This is a genomic window from Streptomyces sp. AK010 (assembly GCF_014207295.1).
GTDB lineage: Bacteria > Actinomycetota > Actinomycetes > Streptomycetales > Streptomycetaceae > Streptomyces > Streptomyces massasporeus.
The window spans coordinates 206,703-222,935 of the sequence record NZ_JACHCX010000015.1; the positions used below are offsets into that span (position 1 = coordinate 206,703).

13 protein-coding genes and 1 pseudogene are annotated in these 16,233 nt (G+C 70.9%); 2 read left to right on the top strand and 12 right to left on the bottom strand.

Translation table 11 applies throughout. The features are described from left to right. Window positions 1–221: 221 nt before the first annotated feature. The 9 genes from obgE to HDC93_RS26875 all read right to left on the bottom strand — a co-directional run bounded on the left by obgE (window position 222) and on the right by HDC93_RS26875 (window position 10,406). A complete protein-coding gene (obgE, locus tag HDC93_RS26835) occupies window positions 222–1,658 on the bottom strand; it encodes a GTPase ObgE (protein ID WP_185013373.1) in 1,437 nt (478 codons plus the stop codon). A 124-nt stretch (window positions 1,659–1,782) separates the two neighbouring features. After that, on the bottom strand, window positions 1,783–2,037 hold the full coding sequence (gene rpmA / locus HDC93_RS26840) for a 50S ribosomal protein L27 (RefSeq protein WP_031107501.1): 255 nt from the start codon (window positions 2,035–2,037) through the stop codon (window positions 1,783–1,785). Between the two features lie 14 nt (window positions 2,038–2,051). Beyond that, on the bottom strand, window positions 2,052–2,372 hold the full coding sequence (gene rplU, locus HDC93_RS26845) for a 50S ribosomal protein L21 (protein WP_030836278.1): 321 nt from the start codon (window positions 2,370–2,372) through the stop codon (window positions 2,052–2,054). Window positions 2,373–2,601: 229 nt separating this feature from the next. Continuing rightward, a complete protein-coding gene (locus HDC93_RS26850; protein ID WP_185013374.1) occupies window positions 2,602–6,819 on the bottom strand; it encodes an Rne/Rng family ribonuclease in 4,218 nt (1,405 codons plus the stop codon). 260 nt (window positions 6,820–7,079) lie between these two features. Next, window positions 7,080–7,862, bottom strand: a complete 783-nt coding sequence (locus HDC93_RS26855; protein WP_031104801.1) for a TIGR03936 family radical SAM-associated protein — start codon at window positions 7,860–7,862, stop codon at window positions 7,080–7,082. Between the two features lie 48 nt (window positions 7,863–7,910). Continuing rightward, on the bottom strand, window positions 7,911–9,116 hold the full coding sequence (locus HDC93_RS26860) for a hypothetical protein (protein WP_185013375.1): 1,206 nt from the start codon (window positions 9,114–9,116) through the stop codon (window positions 7,911–7,913). 99 nt (window positions 9,117–9,215) lie between these two features. After that, window positions 9,216–9,614 (bottom strand): GNAT family N-acetyltransferase, encoded by a 399-nt coding sequence (locus HDC93_RS38760; protein WP_311774627.1) that lies wholly within the window; start codon window positions 9,612–9,614, stop codon window positions 9,216–9,218. A gap of 67 nt (window positions 9,615–9,681) precedes the next feature. Beyond that, a complete protein-coding gene (locus HDC93_RS26870; RefSeq protein WP_185013376.1) occupies window positions 9,682–9,912 on the bottom strand; it encodes a helix-turn-helix transcriptional regulator in 231 nt (76 codons plus the stop codon). After that, window positions 9,912–10,406, bottom strand: coding sequence for a DUF2975 domain-containing protein (locus tag HDC93_RS26875; protein ID WP_185013397.1), 495 nt, complete (start codon window positions 10,404–10,406; stop codon window positions 9,912–9,914). The genes HDC93_RS26870 and HDC93_RS26875 overlap by 1 nt, the downstream gene beginning before the upstream one ends. A gap of 188 nt (window positions 10,407–10,594) precedes the next feature. Here HDC93_RS26875 and HDC93_RS26880 point away from each other — a divergent pair, with 188 nt between their 5' ends. Both HDC93_RS26880 and HDC93_RS26885 read left to right on the top strand, forming a co-directional pair. Continuing rightward, window positions 10,595–11,284, top strand: coding sequence for a GAF and ANTAR domain-containing protein (locus HDC93_RS26880; RefSeq protein WP_311774628.1), 690 nt, complete (start codon window positions 10,595–10,597; stop codon window positions 11,282–11,284). 421 nt (window positions 11,285–11,705) lie between these two features. Beyond that, window positions 11,706–13,325, top strand: a complete 1,620-nt coding sequence (locus HDC93_RS26885) for a recombinase family protein (RefSeq protein WP_185013377.1) — start codon at window positions 11,706–11,708, stop codon at window positions 13,323–13,325. Window positions 13,326–13,543: 218 nt separating this feature from the next. Here the strand turns inward: HDC93_RS26885 and HDC93_RS26890 are convergent, their stop codons facing one another. The 3 genes and pseudogenes from HDC93_RS26890 to HDC93_RS26900 all read right to left on the bottom strand — a co-directional run. Further along, the gene (locus tag HDC93_RS26890) at window positions 13,544–14,962 is read right to left on the bottom strand and encodes a replication initiator (protein WP_398986567.1); all 1,419 of its coding nucleotides are present in this window, start codon (window positions 14,960–14,962) and stop codon (window positions 13,544–13,546) included. A 253-nt stretch (window positions 14,963–15,215) separates the two neighbouring features. Next, on the bottom strand, window positions 15,216–15,413 hold the full coding sequence (locus tag HDC93_RS26895; RefSeq protein ID WP_185013378.1) for a hypothetical protein: 198 nt from the start codon (window positions 15,411–15,413) through the stop codon (window positions 15,216–15,218). Next, window positions 15,410–16,141, bottom strand: a pseudogene (locus HDC93_RS26900) (FtsK/SpoIIIE domain-containing protein); the annotation flags it as partial. The gene HDC93_RS26895 and the pseudogene HDC93_RS26900, both read right to left, overlap by 4 nt. Between the last annotated feature and the right edge of the window lie 92 nt (window positions 16,142–16,233).

The following is a 16,233-nucleotide window of genomic DNA, read 5'->3' on the forward strand; positions in this document are numbered from 1 at the left end:
GCGGCGGCCATCGGGGTGGTCACGGCCGCGACGACGGCGATGGCCGCGGCGACCGCTCGGCCGTCCCTGCGCTACTCATGGACTGAGGCACGCCAACCCCGCTGATCCGCTGGGCAGTAACAGCGCCGTGGGGGCAAGATCCCCACGGCGCCACCCTGTACGACTCACCGGAGAACGACCTGGTTGCACCGAAGTCCGTTGCGCATGTGCTGTTTGTTGACTCAGAACGGCTCGAAGTCGTCGAACTCCTGCTGCGCCTCGTCCCGCTCGGCCTGCCGGTCCTTGCGGCGCTGCGCGGCCGGCCGCTCCCCCTCGAAGCGGTGGTCCTCACCGCGTCGGCCGAGCATCTCGGCCCCGGCCGTCATGGACGGCTCCCAGTCGAAGACGACCGCGTTGTCCTCGGGGCCGATGGCGACGCCGTCGCCGCCCCGGGCGCCCGCCTTCACCAGTTCCTGCTCGACACCGAGCCGGTTGAGCCGGTCGGCGAGGTATCCGACGGCCTCGTCGTTGTTGAAGTCGGTCTGGCGCACCCAGCGTTCGGGCTTCTCACCCCGCACCCGGAACAGGCCGTCGGCCTCCTGCGTCACCGTGAAGCCGGTGTCGTCCACGGCCTTGGGCCGGATCACGATCCGGGTGGCCTCTTCCTTCGGCTTCGCGGCCCGCGACTGCGCCACGAGCTCGGCGAGCGCGTAGGACAGTTCCTTCAGGCCCATGTGCGCCACGGCCGAGACCTCGAACACACGGTAGCCGCGCGCCTCCAGGTCGGGACGCACCATCTCGGCCAGATCCTTGCCGTCCGGTACGTCGATCTTGTTCAGCACGACCATGCGCGGCCGGTTGTCCAGCCCGCCGTACTGCCGCAGCTCTTCCTCGATGATGTCGAGGTCGGAGACGGGGTCACGCTCCGACTCCAGCGTCGCGGTGTCGAGGACGTGCACGAGCACACTGCACCGCTCCACGTGCCGCAGGAACTCGAGACCCAGGCCCTTGCCCTGGCTGGCCCCGGGGATCAGACCGGGCACGTCGGCGATCGTGTACACGGTCGAACCGGCCGTGACGACACCGAGGTTCGGCACGAGCGTGGTGAAGGGGTAGTCGGCGATCTTCGGCTTGGCGGCGCTCAGCACCGAGATCAGCGACGACTTGCCGGCGCTCGGGTACCCGACGAGGGCCACGTCGGCGACGGTCTTCAGCTCCAGGACGACGTCCCGCAGGTCTCCCGGCTCGCCGAGCAGCGCGAACCCGGGCGCCTTGCGCCGCGCGGAGGCCAGCGCCGCGTTGCCGAGCCCGCCCCGGCCGCCCTGCGCGGCGACGTACGACGTGCCGTGCCCGACCAGGTCGGCGAGGACGTTGCCCGCCTTGTCCAGCACGACCGTGCCGTCCGGCACCGGCAGGACGAGGTCCTGACCGTCCTTGCCGGAGCGGTTGCCGCCCTCGCCGGGCTTGCCGTTGGTGGCCTTGCGGTGCGGGGAGTGGTGATAGTCGAGCAGCGTGGTGATCGACTGGTCGACGGTGAGGATCACGTCCCCGCCGCGCCCGCCGTTGCCGCCGTCCGGCCCGCCGAGGGGCTTGAACTTCTCACGGTGGACGGAGGCACAGCCGTGGCCTCCGCTACCCGCGGCGACGTGCAGCTCGACGCGGTCCACGAAGGTGGTCATGGTGTGTGCCTCCAGGTGCGTACGTATGTGTACGAGGTTGTACGGGATTGCTCTCTGCGTAACACGCGAAAGGCGGACCCGCTTCCCGTGAGGGAAGTGAGGTCCGCCTCGCGAAAGCTTCCGATCAGGCGACCGGAACGATGTTCACGACCTTGCGGCCACGGTGGGTGCCGAACTGCACCGAACCGGCCTCGAGGGCGAACAGCGTGTCGTCACCGCCACGTCCGACGCCGGAGCCCGGGTGGAAGTGGGTGCCACGCTGACGGACCAGGATCTCACCCGCGTTGACGACCTGACCGCCGAAGCGCTTCACGCCGAGCCGCTGGGCATTGGAGTCGCGACCGTTCCGGGTGGACGATGCGCCCTTCTTGTGTGCCATTTCTCCTCAGTCCCTTACTTCGCAGCCGTGGGGATCTCAGTGACCTTGATCGCCGTGTACTGCTGGCGGTGGCCCTGGCGACGGCGGTAACCGGTCTTGTTCTTGTAGCGCAGAATGTCGATCTTCTGGCCCTTGTGGTGGTCCACGACCTCGGCCTGGACCTTGATGCCGGCCAGCACCCACGGGTCGCTGGTCACGGCGTCGCCGTCGACAACGAGCAGGGTCGAGAGCTCGACCGAGTCGCCAACCTTGGCAGTGGAAATCTTGTCAACCTCAACGATGTCGCCGACAGCAACCTTGTGCTGGCGACCACCGCTGCGCACGATGGCGTACACGCGGGACTCACTCTCTCGCTCGGGAAACGGCACCCCCGCAGGCCAGCCGCCCGACTCAGCGAGCAGCCTCTCCCGGCGCCCGGCGCCCGGAGGATGAGGTTTACGGGGATGTAGACGCGTCAGTCGACACGCCGACGGTCAAGGTTACGGGGCCGCGGCCGAAGGGGTCAAACCGAGCCGGGGCCGCCACCTGTGCGACCGGTCACGCCGGTCGCACAGGCAGTGGATCTCAGCCCTCGTCGGTGGAGGCCGAGACGGAGGACGCGGACGATGCCGACTGCTCCGCCGCCACGGTCTTCTTCGACGCGGTCTTCTTGACGGCCGTCTTGGTGGTCTTCGCCGCCTTCTTGGCCGTCGTCTTCTTGGCGGCGGTCTTCTTCGCCGCCGTCTTCTTGGTGGTGGCGGCCTTCTTCGCCGTGGCCTTCTTGGCCGTCTTGCGGGCCGTCTTCTTGGCGGGTGCCGACTCCTCGGCGGCCTCCTCGGCGACGGCATCGTCCGACGCGGGCGCCTGCGGGGCCTGCGCGGACACGGCCTCCTGCGTGGCGGTCTCCTCGGACGCTGCCGACGGGAGGACCACGACGGCCGTCTCCTCGGACGCCGTGGACACCGTGGGCTTGCGCACGGCGCGGCGCCGCGGACGGGCCGGGGCGGCGCTCTCCGCGGGCGCCTCGGCGACCGACACGGAGGCCTCGGCCTGCTCGGCCACGTCGGTGGCCGCGGGCGCGGTCTCGGTGACCGTCACCACGGCCGCCTCGGCCCCCGCCGGGGAACCGGCCGGAGCGGACACCTTGCGGGTGGCCCGACGCCGGGTACGGCCCTTGGGCGCGGCCTCCTCGACCGGCGCGGCCTGCGCGGCCTCGACCACCGGGTCCTCCACGGCCATCGGCTCGGCCTGGGCCTCGGCGGCAGGCTCCGGCTGCACCGGACGGGCGACCTCCTGCTCGACGGTCACGTCCTGCGCCGTCGGCGCCTCGGCCTCGGCCTGCTCGGCCCGGCCCCGGCCACGCCGGGTGCGGTCCCTGCCCTGCTCGGCCTTCGGCTCGGCGGCCTCACCGCGCGGGGAGCCCGCCGGTGCCGACGCCCGCCGGCTCGCGCGGCGACGCGACCGTCCGCGGCCGGCCGCGGCCTCCGCCTCGGCGGCGCTGCTGTACAGCTCCTCGTCGGGCTCGAAGGACGGCTCGGGCAGCGCGACCGGCTCGGCGGCCTCGGCTCCGACCTCGGCCTCGGTCTCGGCCTCCTGCTCGGCGGTCTCGACGGCCGCCTCGTGCACGTGCGGCTGCTCGGCGGCGCCGGCACGCGCGCGCTTCTTGCGCTTGCCGCCGCCCCCGGCGGCCGTCGGCTGCTCCATGTGCACGATGACGCCGCGTCCGTTGCAGTGGACGCAGGTCTCGGAGAAGGACTCCAGCAGGCCCTGCCCGACCCGCTTGCGGGTCATCTGCACGAGCCCGAGCGAGGTCACTTCCGCGACCTGGTGCTTCGTACGGTCCCGGCCCAGGCACTCCAGCAGGCGCCGCAGCACCAGGTCCCGGTTGGACTCCAGCACCATGTCGATGAAGTCGATGACGATGATGCCGCCGAGGTCGCGCAGCCGCAGCTGACGCACGATCTCCTCGGCCGCCTCCAGGTTGTTCCTGGTGACGGTCTCCTCGAGGTTGCCGCCCTGGCCGGTGAACTTGCCGGTGTTGACGTCGACGACGACCATCGCCTCGGTCCGGTCGATCACCAGCGAACCGCCGCTGGGCAGCCACACCTTGCGGTCGAGGGCCTTGGCGAGCTGTTCGTCGATCCGGTACGTGGCAAAGACGTCGACCTCGGAGGTCCACTTCGACAGCCGCTCGGCGAGGTCCGGCGCGACGTGCGAGACGTACCCGTGGATGGTCGACCACGCCTCGTCACCGCTGACGACGACCTTGGAGAAGTCCTCGTTGAAGATGTCGCGCACGACCCGGACGGTCATGTCCGGCTCGCCGTACAGCAGCGTCGGAGCGTTGCCGCTCTTGGCCTTCTTCTGGATGTCCTCCCACTGCTGCTGCAGCCGCTCGACGTCGCGGCGCAGCTCGTCCTCGCTCGCGCCCTCGGCGGCGGTGCGCACGATGACGCCCGCGTCCTCGGGGACGATCTTCTTGAGGATGGTCTTCAGCCGGGCCCGCTCGGTGTCGGGCAGCTTGCGGCTGATGCCGGTCATGGAGCCCTCGGGCACGTACACGAGGTAGCGGCCCGGGAGGGAGACCTGGCTGGTCAGGCGAGCACCCTTGTGGCCGATCGGGTCCTTCGTCACCTGGACGAGCACGGACTGGCCGGACTTCAGGGCGGACTCGATGCGGCGCGGCCCGTGGGCCATGCCGAGCGCCTCGAAGTTGACCTCACCGGCGTACAGGACGGCGTTGCGGCCCTTGCCGATGTCGATGAAGGCGGCCTCCATCGACGGCAGCACGTTCTGCACCTTGCCGAGGTAGACGTTGCCGACGTACGAGGTCGCCTGCTCCTTGTTGACGTAGTGCTCGACGAGCACGTCGTCCTCGAGGACGCCGATCTGCGTGCGGTCGCCGTGCTGGCGGACGACCATGACCCGCTCGACGGCCTCGCGGCGGGCCAGGAACTCGGCCTCGGTGATGATCGGCACGCGTCGGCGGCCCTGCTCGCGGCCTTCGCGGCGGCGCTGCTTCTTGGCCTCCAGACGGGTCGAGCCCTTGATGGACTGCACCTCGTCGGACGGCTCGGCCTTGGGGCGGGGCTCGCGGACCTTGACGACCGTGCGCTCGGGATCGTCGTCGGAGGGCTCGGCGTCGGGGCCGGAATCACCGGCGCGGCGACGGCGGCGCCGGCGCCGGCGGCTGCTGCTGGAGCCGCCTCCGCCGGACTCGTCGCGGTCGGTGGCGTCGTCGGAGTCCTCGTCGTCCTCGTCGGTGTCCTCGGCGTCCTGCCCGGCGGCGGTCTGCTCGGACCCGGCGTCCGAGGCCTCGCCGCCCTCGTCGGAGTCGGCGGACTCGCCACGCCGGCGGCGGCGACCGCCCCGGCGACGGCGGCGGCGCGAGCCGGTGCCCTCGGACTCGTCCTGGTCGTCTCCGTCGGCCTGGTCCTCGGCGGACTCGTCGCCCTCCTCCGCCTCGTCGGCGGAGGTGTCGGCGGCGGCGGTCTCGGGGGCCTGGGTCTCGGGCTCGTCGCCGGCACCCCGGCGACGGCGCCGACGGCGGGTGCCGCCGGTCTGCTCCTCGCGCTGGGCCTCGGCCGGCGCGGACTCCTCGGCCTCCTGCGGCTCCGCTGCCCCGGCCGCCTCGGCGGCGGCCGCGGCAGCGGCGCGCTCGGGGGTCTGGAACTGGGGCTCGGTGAAGACGGGCGCCTGGAACAGCGCGACGGCGGGCCGCCTCGGACGCGACGGCGGCTCGCTCCCGCCGTCGGCCGCACTCGCGGTCGCGCGGGCGGCGGCCTTCGAGGCCTTCGCGCCCTTGGCGGGCTGAGCGGGCTCGGCGAAGCCACTGGCGGCCCGGCGCACCACGCGGCGGCGACGCCGCGGTCCGGCCTCGTCGGCCGAGTCGGCGGCCTCGGTGGCTGCGGTCTCGGCGGGGGCGTCGGCAGCGCGGGCGGGCTCGGCGGCAGCGGTCTCGGCGGCGGTCGCCTCGGACGCGCGGGCGGGCTCGGCGGCAGCGGTCTCGGAGGCGGTCGCCTCGGACGCGCGGGCGGGCTCGGCGGCGGGGGTCTCGGTCACGGGTGCCTTCGCCTCCTCGGCGTTGCCCTCCACCGCGTCCGCGGCGGAAGGCGCCCCGGCGGGCGCGGACGCCCGCCGTGAGGCACGTCGGCGAGTCCGACGCGGAGCAGCCTCATCAGCGGCCTCGGCACCTTCGGCGGCGCCGTCGGCCACGACCGCAGGCTCCGGAGCGTCTTCCACGGCCGGGGCGGCGACGGTCTTCTCCGCCGGAGCGGCGACGGTCTCGGCGGTCTCCGCCGCAGCGGCGGTCGGCGAGGTCACGGTGCGGGTGGCGCGACGCCGGGTGCGCTTGGGAGCGGCGTCCTCGGTCACGTCGGCGGACGCGGCGGGGGTGACGGCCTCGGCCGGCTCGGCGGCGGGAGTGCCGGCGGGCGCCGTGACCACGGTCTCGGCGGCCTCGGCCGCCTCCGGGGCGCCGGCGGGCGCGGAGGCACGGCGCACGGCGCGACGCCGCTTGGGCGGGGCGGGCGCGGCGGCCTCGTCGCTCACGACGGCCTCGGGAGCCTTGTCCGCGTCGGCGGTGGCTTCCTCGGCCTCGTCCGTCTCCACGACGTCTGCCGCGAGATCCTCGACCTCGGCGGCCGGTATGGCCGGCGCGACGGTCTCCACCGGCGCGCCGGAGGTGGCACCGGTGGGCGGACCCGCCGGGCGGGACGCGGCACGCCGCCGCCGACGGGGCGGCAGGGTGTCGCTGGGAGTGTTCTGTTCGGAACCCTCTGTGGGTTCGGTCGGTTCGAGCATGCGGGCTTATCTCCCGTCAGGCTCCCGGGCGCCGCGCCTGGTCCGGCGATGCCGGTGACGTCCGCGGCGCGCGCTGTGCGCGTTCGCCGCCGTCCGGGGCGCGGGCGCCGCACGGGAGCTTTCTGTGTCCTGTCTCGCCGGTTCCGTACGCCGAATGCGTACGGCCTGGCGAAAGTCTTCTGGTCGGTGCGCTGCCCGACCCAGGTGGCTCCCGAGTCCGAGGGCGGCGCTACGACGTCCGTCCCTACGCGGGACCTTCCTTACGCCGACGCCGTCGCGGCGGCAGTCGGTTCGGCCGTTGAGTGGGCCTCGACTGCCTCGCGGTCGGGCGCGAGCGGGTCGGTCACCGTGCCGGTCTCTTCATCGAACAGCCCCTGCGCCAGCCTGGTCACCGCAGCGGGGACCGGCGGCGCCAGGTCGGCCACGGCGCGGAGACCGGACAGGACGTCGTCGGGTCGTACGGCAGGCGTCACGTGCCGAACAACCAGCCGCAGTATCGCACAGGGCTGGTCGGTCGGCCTATCAGCCTGCGAACTGTGCGTTTCCTCCGGACCGCGGACCTCCAGGCTCGCGACCGCGGAACGGGCGTCGAACGTACGGACGCCGTTCTTGGCGAGGCGCTGGACCTCGACGGTCTCGGCCGCGTTGAAGGCGTCCGCCGCCCGGCGGGCCTCCTCGACCGGCACTCCGTCCAGCCGGAGCTCCCAGACGGAAGCCGTCAGCCGGTCGGCGAGTCCCGAGGTGCGGGCCTCGACCGCCTCGGTGATGTCGAGCCCGGTGGGCAGCGACTCGTCGAGGAGGGCCCTGAGCTGCTCCGGGTCGCGCGGTGCGGTGAGCGCGATCTCCAGGTACTCGGCCTCACTGCCCGTGCCGGTGGGTGCGGCATTGGCGTACGACACCTTCGGGTGCGGTGTGAAGCCCGCCGAGTAGGCCATCGGCACCTCGGCACGGCGCAACGCACGCTCGAAGGCGCGCTGGAAGTCACGGTGGCTGGTGAACCGGAGGCGGCCGCGCTTGGTGTAGCGCAGTCGGATGCGCTGCACCGCGGGTGCGGGCGGCGGGCCTTCGGGCTGTCGCTTGCCCAGTGTCGTTCAGTCCTTCGTGAGAGCGGTCGTACTGCTACCAAGAGTACGTGCCTCGCGCCCCGATGGTTCCCTCCGGCCGACCGGCTGCGGCTGCCGCAGCTCGCCGAAGAGCATCCGCCGGAAGTCGGCGCGGGCCTGACGTACGGACTCCCGGGCTGCGGCCAGCGCCTGCCGGGTGGCCCGCCCCGCGCTGCGGGCGGCCTCGGCGGCGGGCCGCAGGACGGTGTCCCGCACGACGTGCCCGACGGGCGTCAGCACGCTGCGGTACACCCACCGCACCGGTTCGACGAAGATCCACCAAAGGACGGTGCCGAGGAAGCGTCCGACGGTGAGCGAGATGTGCCCGGCGACGCGCCAGGCGTGGCCCAGGGCGTCCCCTACCTCCCGGCCGACGACGGCGAGGACGCGTCCGACCGGCGTGAGGATCCAGCGCCAGAGGGCGAGCGCAGGCAGGACGAGCAGGATGCGGGCGATCCAGTGGAGGGCCATGCCGATGCCGGTGACGATCGTGCTCACCAGCCACACGAGCCCCTTGCCGCACCAGGCGACCGCGCGGCCGACGGGAGCGAGCACCCAGGTGTACAGCCAGACGGCCGGTACGACCACGAGGTACCGGGTAAGCCGGGCCACGGCCGTCCAGACGCCGATGCCGAGCGCGGCGAGCCCGGCGCCGAGCCCCTTCAGGACCCACGCCACCGCGTGCCCGACGGGCGTGAGCAGCTGGGCGCACACCCAGCCGAGCGCGGCTCCGACGCCCCTCGCAAGCCAGGCGACGGCCGCCCCGACACCCCGGGCGACCCACGCGAGCGCGTGCCCCACCGGTGTCAGGACGCAGCGGTACAGCCAGACCAGAGGCACGACGAGGAGGACGTTCCCGAGCCATCCGAGGGCCTTGCCCACCGGGACGACGACGTAGCGCCACAGCCCCACGAACGGCCAGACGAACACCGCCCGGCCGAGCCACAGCAGCGCCCGGCCGAGCGGCCGCAGCAGTGCGTCGTTCAGGAACCGGCCGGTGACGACGAGCACGTCCCACAGCATCCGCACGGGGACGACGAGGACGAGCACGATGATCCGCACGGGAATCCGGATCGCGACGGCGAGACACCCCTCGACCGCCTCCGCCTCGCGCCGGACCTGCGGCTCGGCCGGCCGTTCGCCCGGATCGACCCGTGCCTCAAAGTCCTCGCGGGGACGCTTCTCCAGATCCATACCGACGTAGACGCCCTCAGTGGCCCGTCCGGATCCAGCACCGCACAACCCCGCCCCGTTCTCCCGCGATTCCTCCACTCGGCCGCAAGATCATACGGCTCACGCGCGGGTGATCCGCGCACGCAGCAGCCGGGGTGACTCCTCGAAGCCGCTGCGGGCGTACGCGGGGACGGCCCGCGAGCCGGAGTGCACGGTCACCCGCTCCAGGCCGAGCTCGCGGGCCTCGTCCACGACGGCCCGGACGAGCCGCCCGCCGAGTCCGCCGTCACGCGCCTCGGGTACGACGTACACGCACCGCAGATCGCCGGAGGCCCGCCGGGGTGCACGGGGCGTGGGCACCCGCTGCACCACCGCGAGCCAGGCCATGCCGATGACGCGGTCGTCGCGGACGACCACCGTGCAGTGGTGGGTCCGGGCGTTCTCCTGCGCCCAGGCGACGAAGTGCCGTACGAAGTCGCCGGCTCGCCGAGGTCCTCCGAGCCGTTCTCGACGAGCCACTCCCACCTCAGGCCGGCCACGGCCTCGAGTTCGGCGGGGCGGGCGGGGAGGATGCCGATGTTCTCCATCAGGGGATGGTGGGGTCCGCCGCGCCCTCCGTCTCCCAGCGAAGGAGATCTCCCGGCTGGCACTCCAGCACCTCGCACAGCGCGGCGAGGGTGGAGAAGCGGACCGCCTTGGCGCGGCCGTTCTTGAGGACGGCAAGGTTGGCGGGGGTGATGCCGACGCGTTCCGCCAGTTCGCCCACGGACATCTTGCGTCTGGCCAGCATCACGTCGATGTCGACGGCGATCGGCATCAGATGACCTCTTCCAGCTCGGCCTGCATTCGGGCCGCCTCGATGTCGCGTGCGACGGCCTGCGCGAGCGGCATCCGCAGCACGAGCACGACCGGCGCGACGCCCAGCACGGCCATCACGACCCCGCAGAGCAGAAGGACCACCCCGGGTGCGACGGCCTCGCCCGGCGCGAGCACGACGGCGAGCGCGAAGACCAGCAGGGCGGCCGCCACGAACGCGCCGATCACGATGTGCACGTAGCGGAAGGCGGCGGTGGAGAACACCGTCCCGCGACGCACCATCGTCACCGGCCGCCACACGCAGACCACGACGACCTGGGCCGTCACGATACCCAGGATCGTGATCACGAGGATCGGGGTGCGCAGATATGCGTACTCGGGCCTGAACCCGTTCATGTCGACGGCCGGCAGCGGCACCACCGCCTGCACGAACAGCGACCCGGCTAGCAACACCACGAGCACTCCGCGCAACGCCGCCACAGCCGGCTTCCCCATCACCACCCCCTCGATCGAGCCACGATGGAAATCTATCGAGATTCGATAGATGACGCAAGAAGTTCGCGCCTTCACCAACACGTCATCCACGACGAACCCGGTGAGCGGCTGCCCACCAGGTGTGTACGACACGTGACACCGTGGCGGAAAATATGGATGCCCGGGCACCCGGACCGAGGAGGACGACAGTGGACTGGCGCCTGTTCGCACGGGAGATGGCCTCCATGGCGCGTGACCTGCTGGCCCAGGACTCCGCCGGCACCACGCTCGAGCACATCACCCGAGCGGCCACGCAGCACGTGACGGGGTGCGACGCGGCCGGCATCCTCCTCCTGCACGGCAAGCGCGTGGAGACGCTCGCGCCCACCCACGACCTGGTGGTCGAGAGCGACCGGCTCCAGGACCGCCTCACGGAGGGCCCCTGCTTCGACGCGGCCCGCACCAGCACCGGGGAGCGCGTGTTCCGCATCTCCGACTTCACCACCGAGCAGCCCCGCTGGCCCGCCTACGCCGCGCGGGCCCGCGACCTGGGTGTGGGCAGCATGATGGGCTTCCTGCTCTACACCGATGACGAGGATCTCGGCGCGCTCAATCTCTACTCGCACCGGGCGGGGTCCTTCACGGACGACAGCGAGACCGCCGGCTGGCTGCTGGCCTCGCACGCGGCCGTGGCCTTCTCCAGCGCCCGCAGCCACGCCCAGATGGAGCAGGCCATGGCCACACGCCATGTCATCGGCGAGGCCATGGGCATCCTCATGGGCAGCCACCGCCTGACCGAGGAGCAGGCCTTCGACGTGCTGCGCCGCTACTCCCAGGAGAAGAACATCAAGCTCCGCGAGGTCGCCCGGCGGGTCTGCGAGGAGGGCCGCCTGACCTGACGGCTCCCCCAGCACGCATTCTGAACTGGGGGAACCTGACCGAGTCGGCCCCCAAGGGGAGCGTCACCAAACCCGGCCTCCTGTGCGGGTCCCCCACAGGACGGACCTCTCACCTAACGGGGTCCGGCGGGTGGGGTGGGGTGGGGTGGGGTGGGGTGGGGTGGGACAGGTGCGCGGGTCGGCGGCGTCGACACCACTGAGCCCCCTCCGGGTCGAAGGGGGCTCAGTGGTCGTCAGAACCCCATCGGTCAGGCTCTGAGGGACGCGCGCGTCACTCATCTCAGTGCGCATGCCCGCTCGGCGTCGGTGCCGCGTTCTTGACCGTCAGGGGCAGCAGCTTCTTGCCCGTCGGGCCGATCTGGATCTGGGTGTCCATCTGCGGCCATTCACCAACGGACCCAAAACCGCTACCGTGCAGATCATGGGGAAACGAACGAGGACCCGCGCCACGACTGACCGCGGGTTGTACTCAGTTGATGCCGAATGGTCCGAGGCGGACTTAGCCCTCTTACGGGAGCTGAAGAAGGCGGAAGCCCTCCTGCCGGACGACGCACCGCGGGCACTCTTGTCCGTGCGTCTGTCGATCCTCACCGACGACACGACGTCGCCCGTTCGGCAGGAACTCGATCTACGTCTGCTCGCCAGGGAGCGCGGCTGCCGAGTGGTCGGAGTCGCGAGCGATCTCAACGTCTCGGCGACGAAGGTTCCACCGTGGAAACGCAAGGAGCTCGGGGACTGGCTGAACAACCGGGCCCCCGAGTTCGACGAGATCCTCTTCTGGAAGCTGGACCGCTTCGTACGCCGCCTCTCGGACCTCAGCACCATGATCGACTGGTGCTTGAAGTACGGGAAGAACCTCGTCTCCAAGAACGACTCGATCGACCTGACCACGACGGCCGGGAAGATCATGGTCACGATCGTCGGTGGCATCGCCGAGATCGAGGCCGCCAACACCAGCACGCGCGTAGCGAGCCTCTGGAACTACACCAAGACACAGAGCGACTGGCTTGTGGGCAAGCCGGCGTACGGATACGAGACGGCGGAGGACGAGAACGGCAAGGTCGTACTCGTCATCAACAAGGACGCGCACCGGGCGCTGCACTGGTGCCGCAAGGCCGCCTTGCGGGACAAGCCTGCTTCCGCCCGGCGCATGGTCAAGGTCCTGGTGCGCGCCGGCCTCTGCGGATCGGGCCTGACGGCGTCGACACAGCTCCGCCGACTCAGGAACCCGGCGCTCATGGGCTACCGCGTAGAAGAGGACAAGAACGGGGGCGTACGCCGCTCGAAGATCGTCCTGGGAAGCGACGCGAAGCCCATCCGCGTGGCAGACCCGATCTTCACCGAGGACGAGTTCAACAGCCTTCAGGATGCCCTCGACCGTCGAGGGAGGAACCAGCCCACCCGGCGCCCTGAGGGGGCGACCAAGTTCCTCGGCGTCCTGATCTGCCATGACTGCGGCTCGAACATGACTGTTCAGCAGAACCGCGTCAAGAATTGGTCCTACTCGTACCTGCGGTGCGGCAAGTGCAAGGCAGGAGGCCACGGCGCTCCGAACCCCGATGAGATCTACAGCAAGCTCGTCGAGGACGTCCTAAGGGTTCTCGGGGACGAACCCGTCATGACACGCGAGTACCGGCAGGGAGCCGAGGCCCGCAAGGAACAACAGCGCCTGGAGCAGTCCATCGCCTACTACATGACCGGACTGGAGCCCGGAGGCCGCTTCACGAAGACACGCTTCACCAAGGAGCAGGCTGAGAAGACGCTGGACGACCTGATCAAGCAGCTGGAGGCCATCGACCCCGAGTCGACCAAAGACCGGTGGGTGGCTGTGCACAACGGCAAGTCGTTCCGCACCCACTGGGAGGAAGGCGGTATGGAGGCCATGGCCGCCGATCTGCTCCGGGTCGGCGTGAAGTGCGTGATCAAGCGGACCAAGGTGAAGGGTGTACGAGCCCCGCGCATCCACATGAAGCTAATGATCCCCAAGGACGTGCGAGACCGGCTGATACTCAAGGAAGACGACTTCGCGGAAGCCTTCTGACCCGTCCGTCCGTCATATGCGGACAGGCGCCTTCCCGAGCTGTAGGGGAGGCGGCTTTTCGTCTCACGAGAACCAGGCCGCAGGGTCGAACGGCTCTTCCCTGCCATCATCGTCAACGATCACGATCTCGCTTTCGATCAGGCTCGGTGCCCTGTCGTCACCACACCGAGACGGCAACTGGCGCCCTGACTGTTGCGGCTCGCGCTCGGGAAGCGCGGCTATAAGCGCCACTCCCCCTGCTGCTTTGCTTCGACGCCAAGCCGTCGAGACTCTGCAAGGTCATCCGCGATTCCCGCCGCGATGAGCGCTGCACCGGGGGTATGACCGGAGCCGACGTAACGCCAGTGCCGATCGGTGACCTGGGCGGGGAGGTCGTCTTCTCCACCGCCGTGGCCCATGTGATGGGCGCGTTCGGCACGCAGGGCCGCGTAGGTGGTGGAGTAAGCACGGGACTTGGTGAGGATGTGGCCCCGATAGCCGAGGGTGTGAGCCCAGGCGCGGAGGCGGAGGTGTTCGTACTCAGGGAGACCGCCGAGGCGCCAGCAGGTCCGCATGAGGGTGCGAACGTGTTCGCTCACGGGCACCATGCCGATGTCGTGCCAGGTCGAGAGCGGATAGTCGGTGCCGGCGCCTGTCTCGCTGGCTCCCTTGGTGACGTATTTCGCGACGTACGCGGCCACCGCGTCGTCATCTGGCCCGTCACCGTCCAAGCGCAGCCGACGGACATCAAGCTGGACCCCCCAGCGCAGCACCACCTCGCCGACGGCCGGGCTGTAGGGCGTTCCGACCTGGACCCGATGCGCCGATGCCCGTACGGCGTCGGTCAGGCGGTCGACGGTGCCCCAAGCCGGGGGTTCGTCGCTGGGCCCGGCCGGGCCGTCGAGGCGGACGATGGTGTGCACGTGGACGGCCGCCCGCTTCTGATACTCGGCGACGCGGGCGAAGGACAGCCGGGCATGCTCGGCGAATCGGGACTGCACGAGGCCGACCGAGGAGGCCAGACGCCGCCGGACGTCGATGACAAACCGATCCCACAGCTTGGACGCGTGCGCGTGCCACAGCACATGGCCCGTGTAGTCGTAACACTCGGCGCACAGCGGTCGTCCGACGGCGGCATCGTCAGAACCGTGCATGGCGCCGCAGCCAAGGGGGCGGCCGTGTTCGCACACCCCACGGTCGCGGCGGGGCCTGCATTGCTCTCCGGTCCGGTGCACGGGGCCGAAGGACGGGGCGGTCAGGGTCATGAAGAGCCGAGGGCGGTGCCGGACCGTGGCTGGGACGTTCTTGCCGCCGAGGAGGCCTGCGCGAACGAGGTGAAAGGTGTCGCCCGCATGAAGGCGGGAGCATGCCGGGCAGACGGTTGCGCGGCGGTTGCGGCAGCGGACGAGGAGGCGTTCACCTGGTTCGTTCCGGGTGTCGTAGTGACGGAGAACTTCCCCCGTTGTGGCGTCCAGGGTCGTAGTCGAGCCGGACAGGTGGACGGGGTGTGCGCAGCCACCGGTAGCGGCGACCTGGTCCAGCCAGCGCGGGAATTGAGGGTCTTGGGCGAGACGAATTGCGTCACGGTCCGCTTCTGACAGCTGACGCAGGCGCGCCGCGCGGTCGAGGACGGCGCGCCTGTCAGCCTGGGTGTACACCGAGGTGATGGTGGTGACCTTCCGGAGTGGGCCGCCGCAGCGGCACGGTGGATGAGTGGTCGTGCGCCGTGGGTCATGGGGCCCCTTCCTTTGCTTGGGCGGGTGAGGGCGGGGGTGTGTCAGCGGATGGTTCCGGTGCCCCTGCAGACTCGGCAGCGCCGGCTCCGTCCGGTCCAGGTCCTACGTGCTCCGTCGCCCTTGCAGTGCGGGCACCTAACTCGGGGCATAGGCATGTCTCAGGTCCCTTCTCTGCTCAGGTGTGGGAGAAGCCGTTGATCACCCAGGTGACGAGGCCGTGGATGGTGAAGAGCACCGGTGTCTGTCCGAGGTAGAGGCCGAAGAGGCCGACGCACACCGCTTCCCAGGCGCGCACGTCACGCGAGCGGACGAGGAGGACGGTGATGATCCCGAAGATCACCGCGAACGTGAACGCCGTACCTTCGCTGATCACTTGTCGTTTCCTTCCAGGGCTGCCAGAGCGCGGCCCAGGGCGGGCAGTTCCGGGGTGAGGGCTGCGTGCTTCCGGGCCGACGACACGGCCTCTTCCGTGGGGGTCAGGTGGGAGCGGGCACGGCTCCAGCCACCGTCCGGGCCGGTGCACACGGCCACGCCCCGTTCCTCCGCCGTGATCGCCTGAGCGACGGCCACGGCGTCCTTGTTCAAGTCGCCCAACGCCATCTCGGCCGTGCCGGGGTCGTTGACCCGGTGGCAGATGCGGCCACCCAGTTGAGCGCGCAGGGCGGTGACGCCGGGGCCCAGGTCGGAGCCGACCCGCTGTCCGGCGACGACCAGGTGGACGCCGAGAGCAGCGCCAAGTTGGGCCAGGCGCAGCAGCAGGGTGGAACACTGCTCGGCTTCCGCCTTGCTCTCACGGGTTCCATCGGACAGGTACAACTCGGCGATCTCGTCGACGATCACGACGACCGGCACCGGCCGCAGCTTGTCCGGCAGCTCCCAGATCGAGCGCACACCGGCCGTACGGCACACACTCATCCGGTCCTGCATGTCGATCACGAGGGCGGAGAGCACGGCGACCGCTTCGCGTCGGCAGGCGGCCAGTGCGCTCAACCGCCCGGCGAACAGTCCCAGCTCCATGCCTCCCTTGCAGTCGATGCCGACCAGGGCGACCGGCTGCGGTGCGAGCTGAGTGATCAGCCGGGCCAGCAGTGTGGACTTAGACGCCATCCGCTTTCCGAACGTGATCGTTTAGTTCGGGCTGGGTGGGCATGAACTCCGGTTGGCGGCGGGAGAGATGGGCGTGGTTCGTCCGT

Excerpts from the sequence above, each read along its gene's own strand:
- obgE (WP_185013373.1), bottom strand. The coding sequence starts at position 1,658 with ATGACCACCTTCGTGGACCGCGTCGAGCTGCACGTCGCCGCGGGTAGC.
- rpmA (WP_031107501.1), bottom strand. The coding sequence starts at position 2,037 with ATGGCACACAAGAAGGGCGCATCGTCCACCCGGAACGGTCGCGACTCC.
- HDC93_RS26850 (WP_185013374.1), bottom strand. The coding sequence starts at position 6,819 with ATGCTCGAACCGACCGAACCCACAGAGGGTTCCGAACAGAACACTCCC.
- HDC93_RS26860 (WP_185013375.1), bottom strand. The coding sequence starts at position 9,116 with ATGGATCTGGAGAAGCGTCCCCGCGAGGACTTTGAGGCACGGGTCGAT.
- HDC93_RS26870 (WP_185013376.1), bottom strand. The coding sequence starts at position 9,912 with ATGCCGATCGCCGTCGACATCGACGTGATGCTGGCCAGACGCAAGATG.
- HDC93_RS26875 (WP_185013397.1), bottom strand. The coding sequence starts at position 10,406 with ATGGGGAAGCCGGCTGTGGCGGCGTTGCGCGGAGTGCTCGTGGTGTTG.
- HDC93_RS26885 (WP_185013377.1), top strand. The coding sequence starts at position 11,706 with ATGGGGAAACGAACGAGGACCCGCGCCACGACTGACCGCGGGTTGTAC.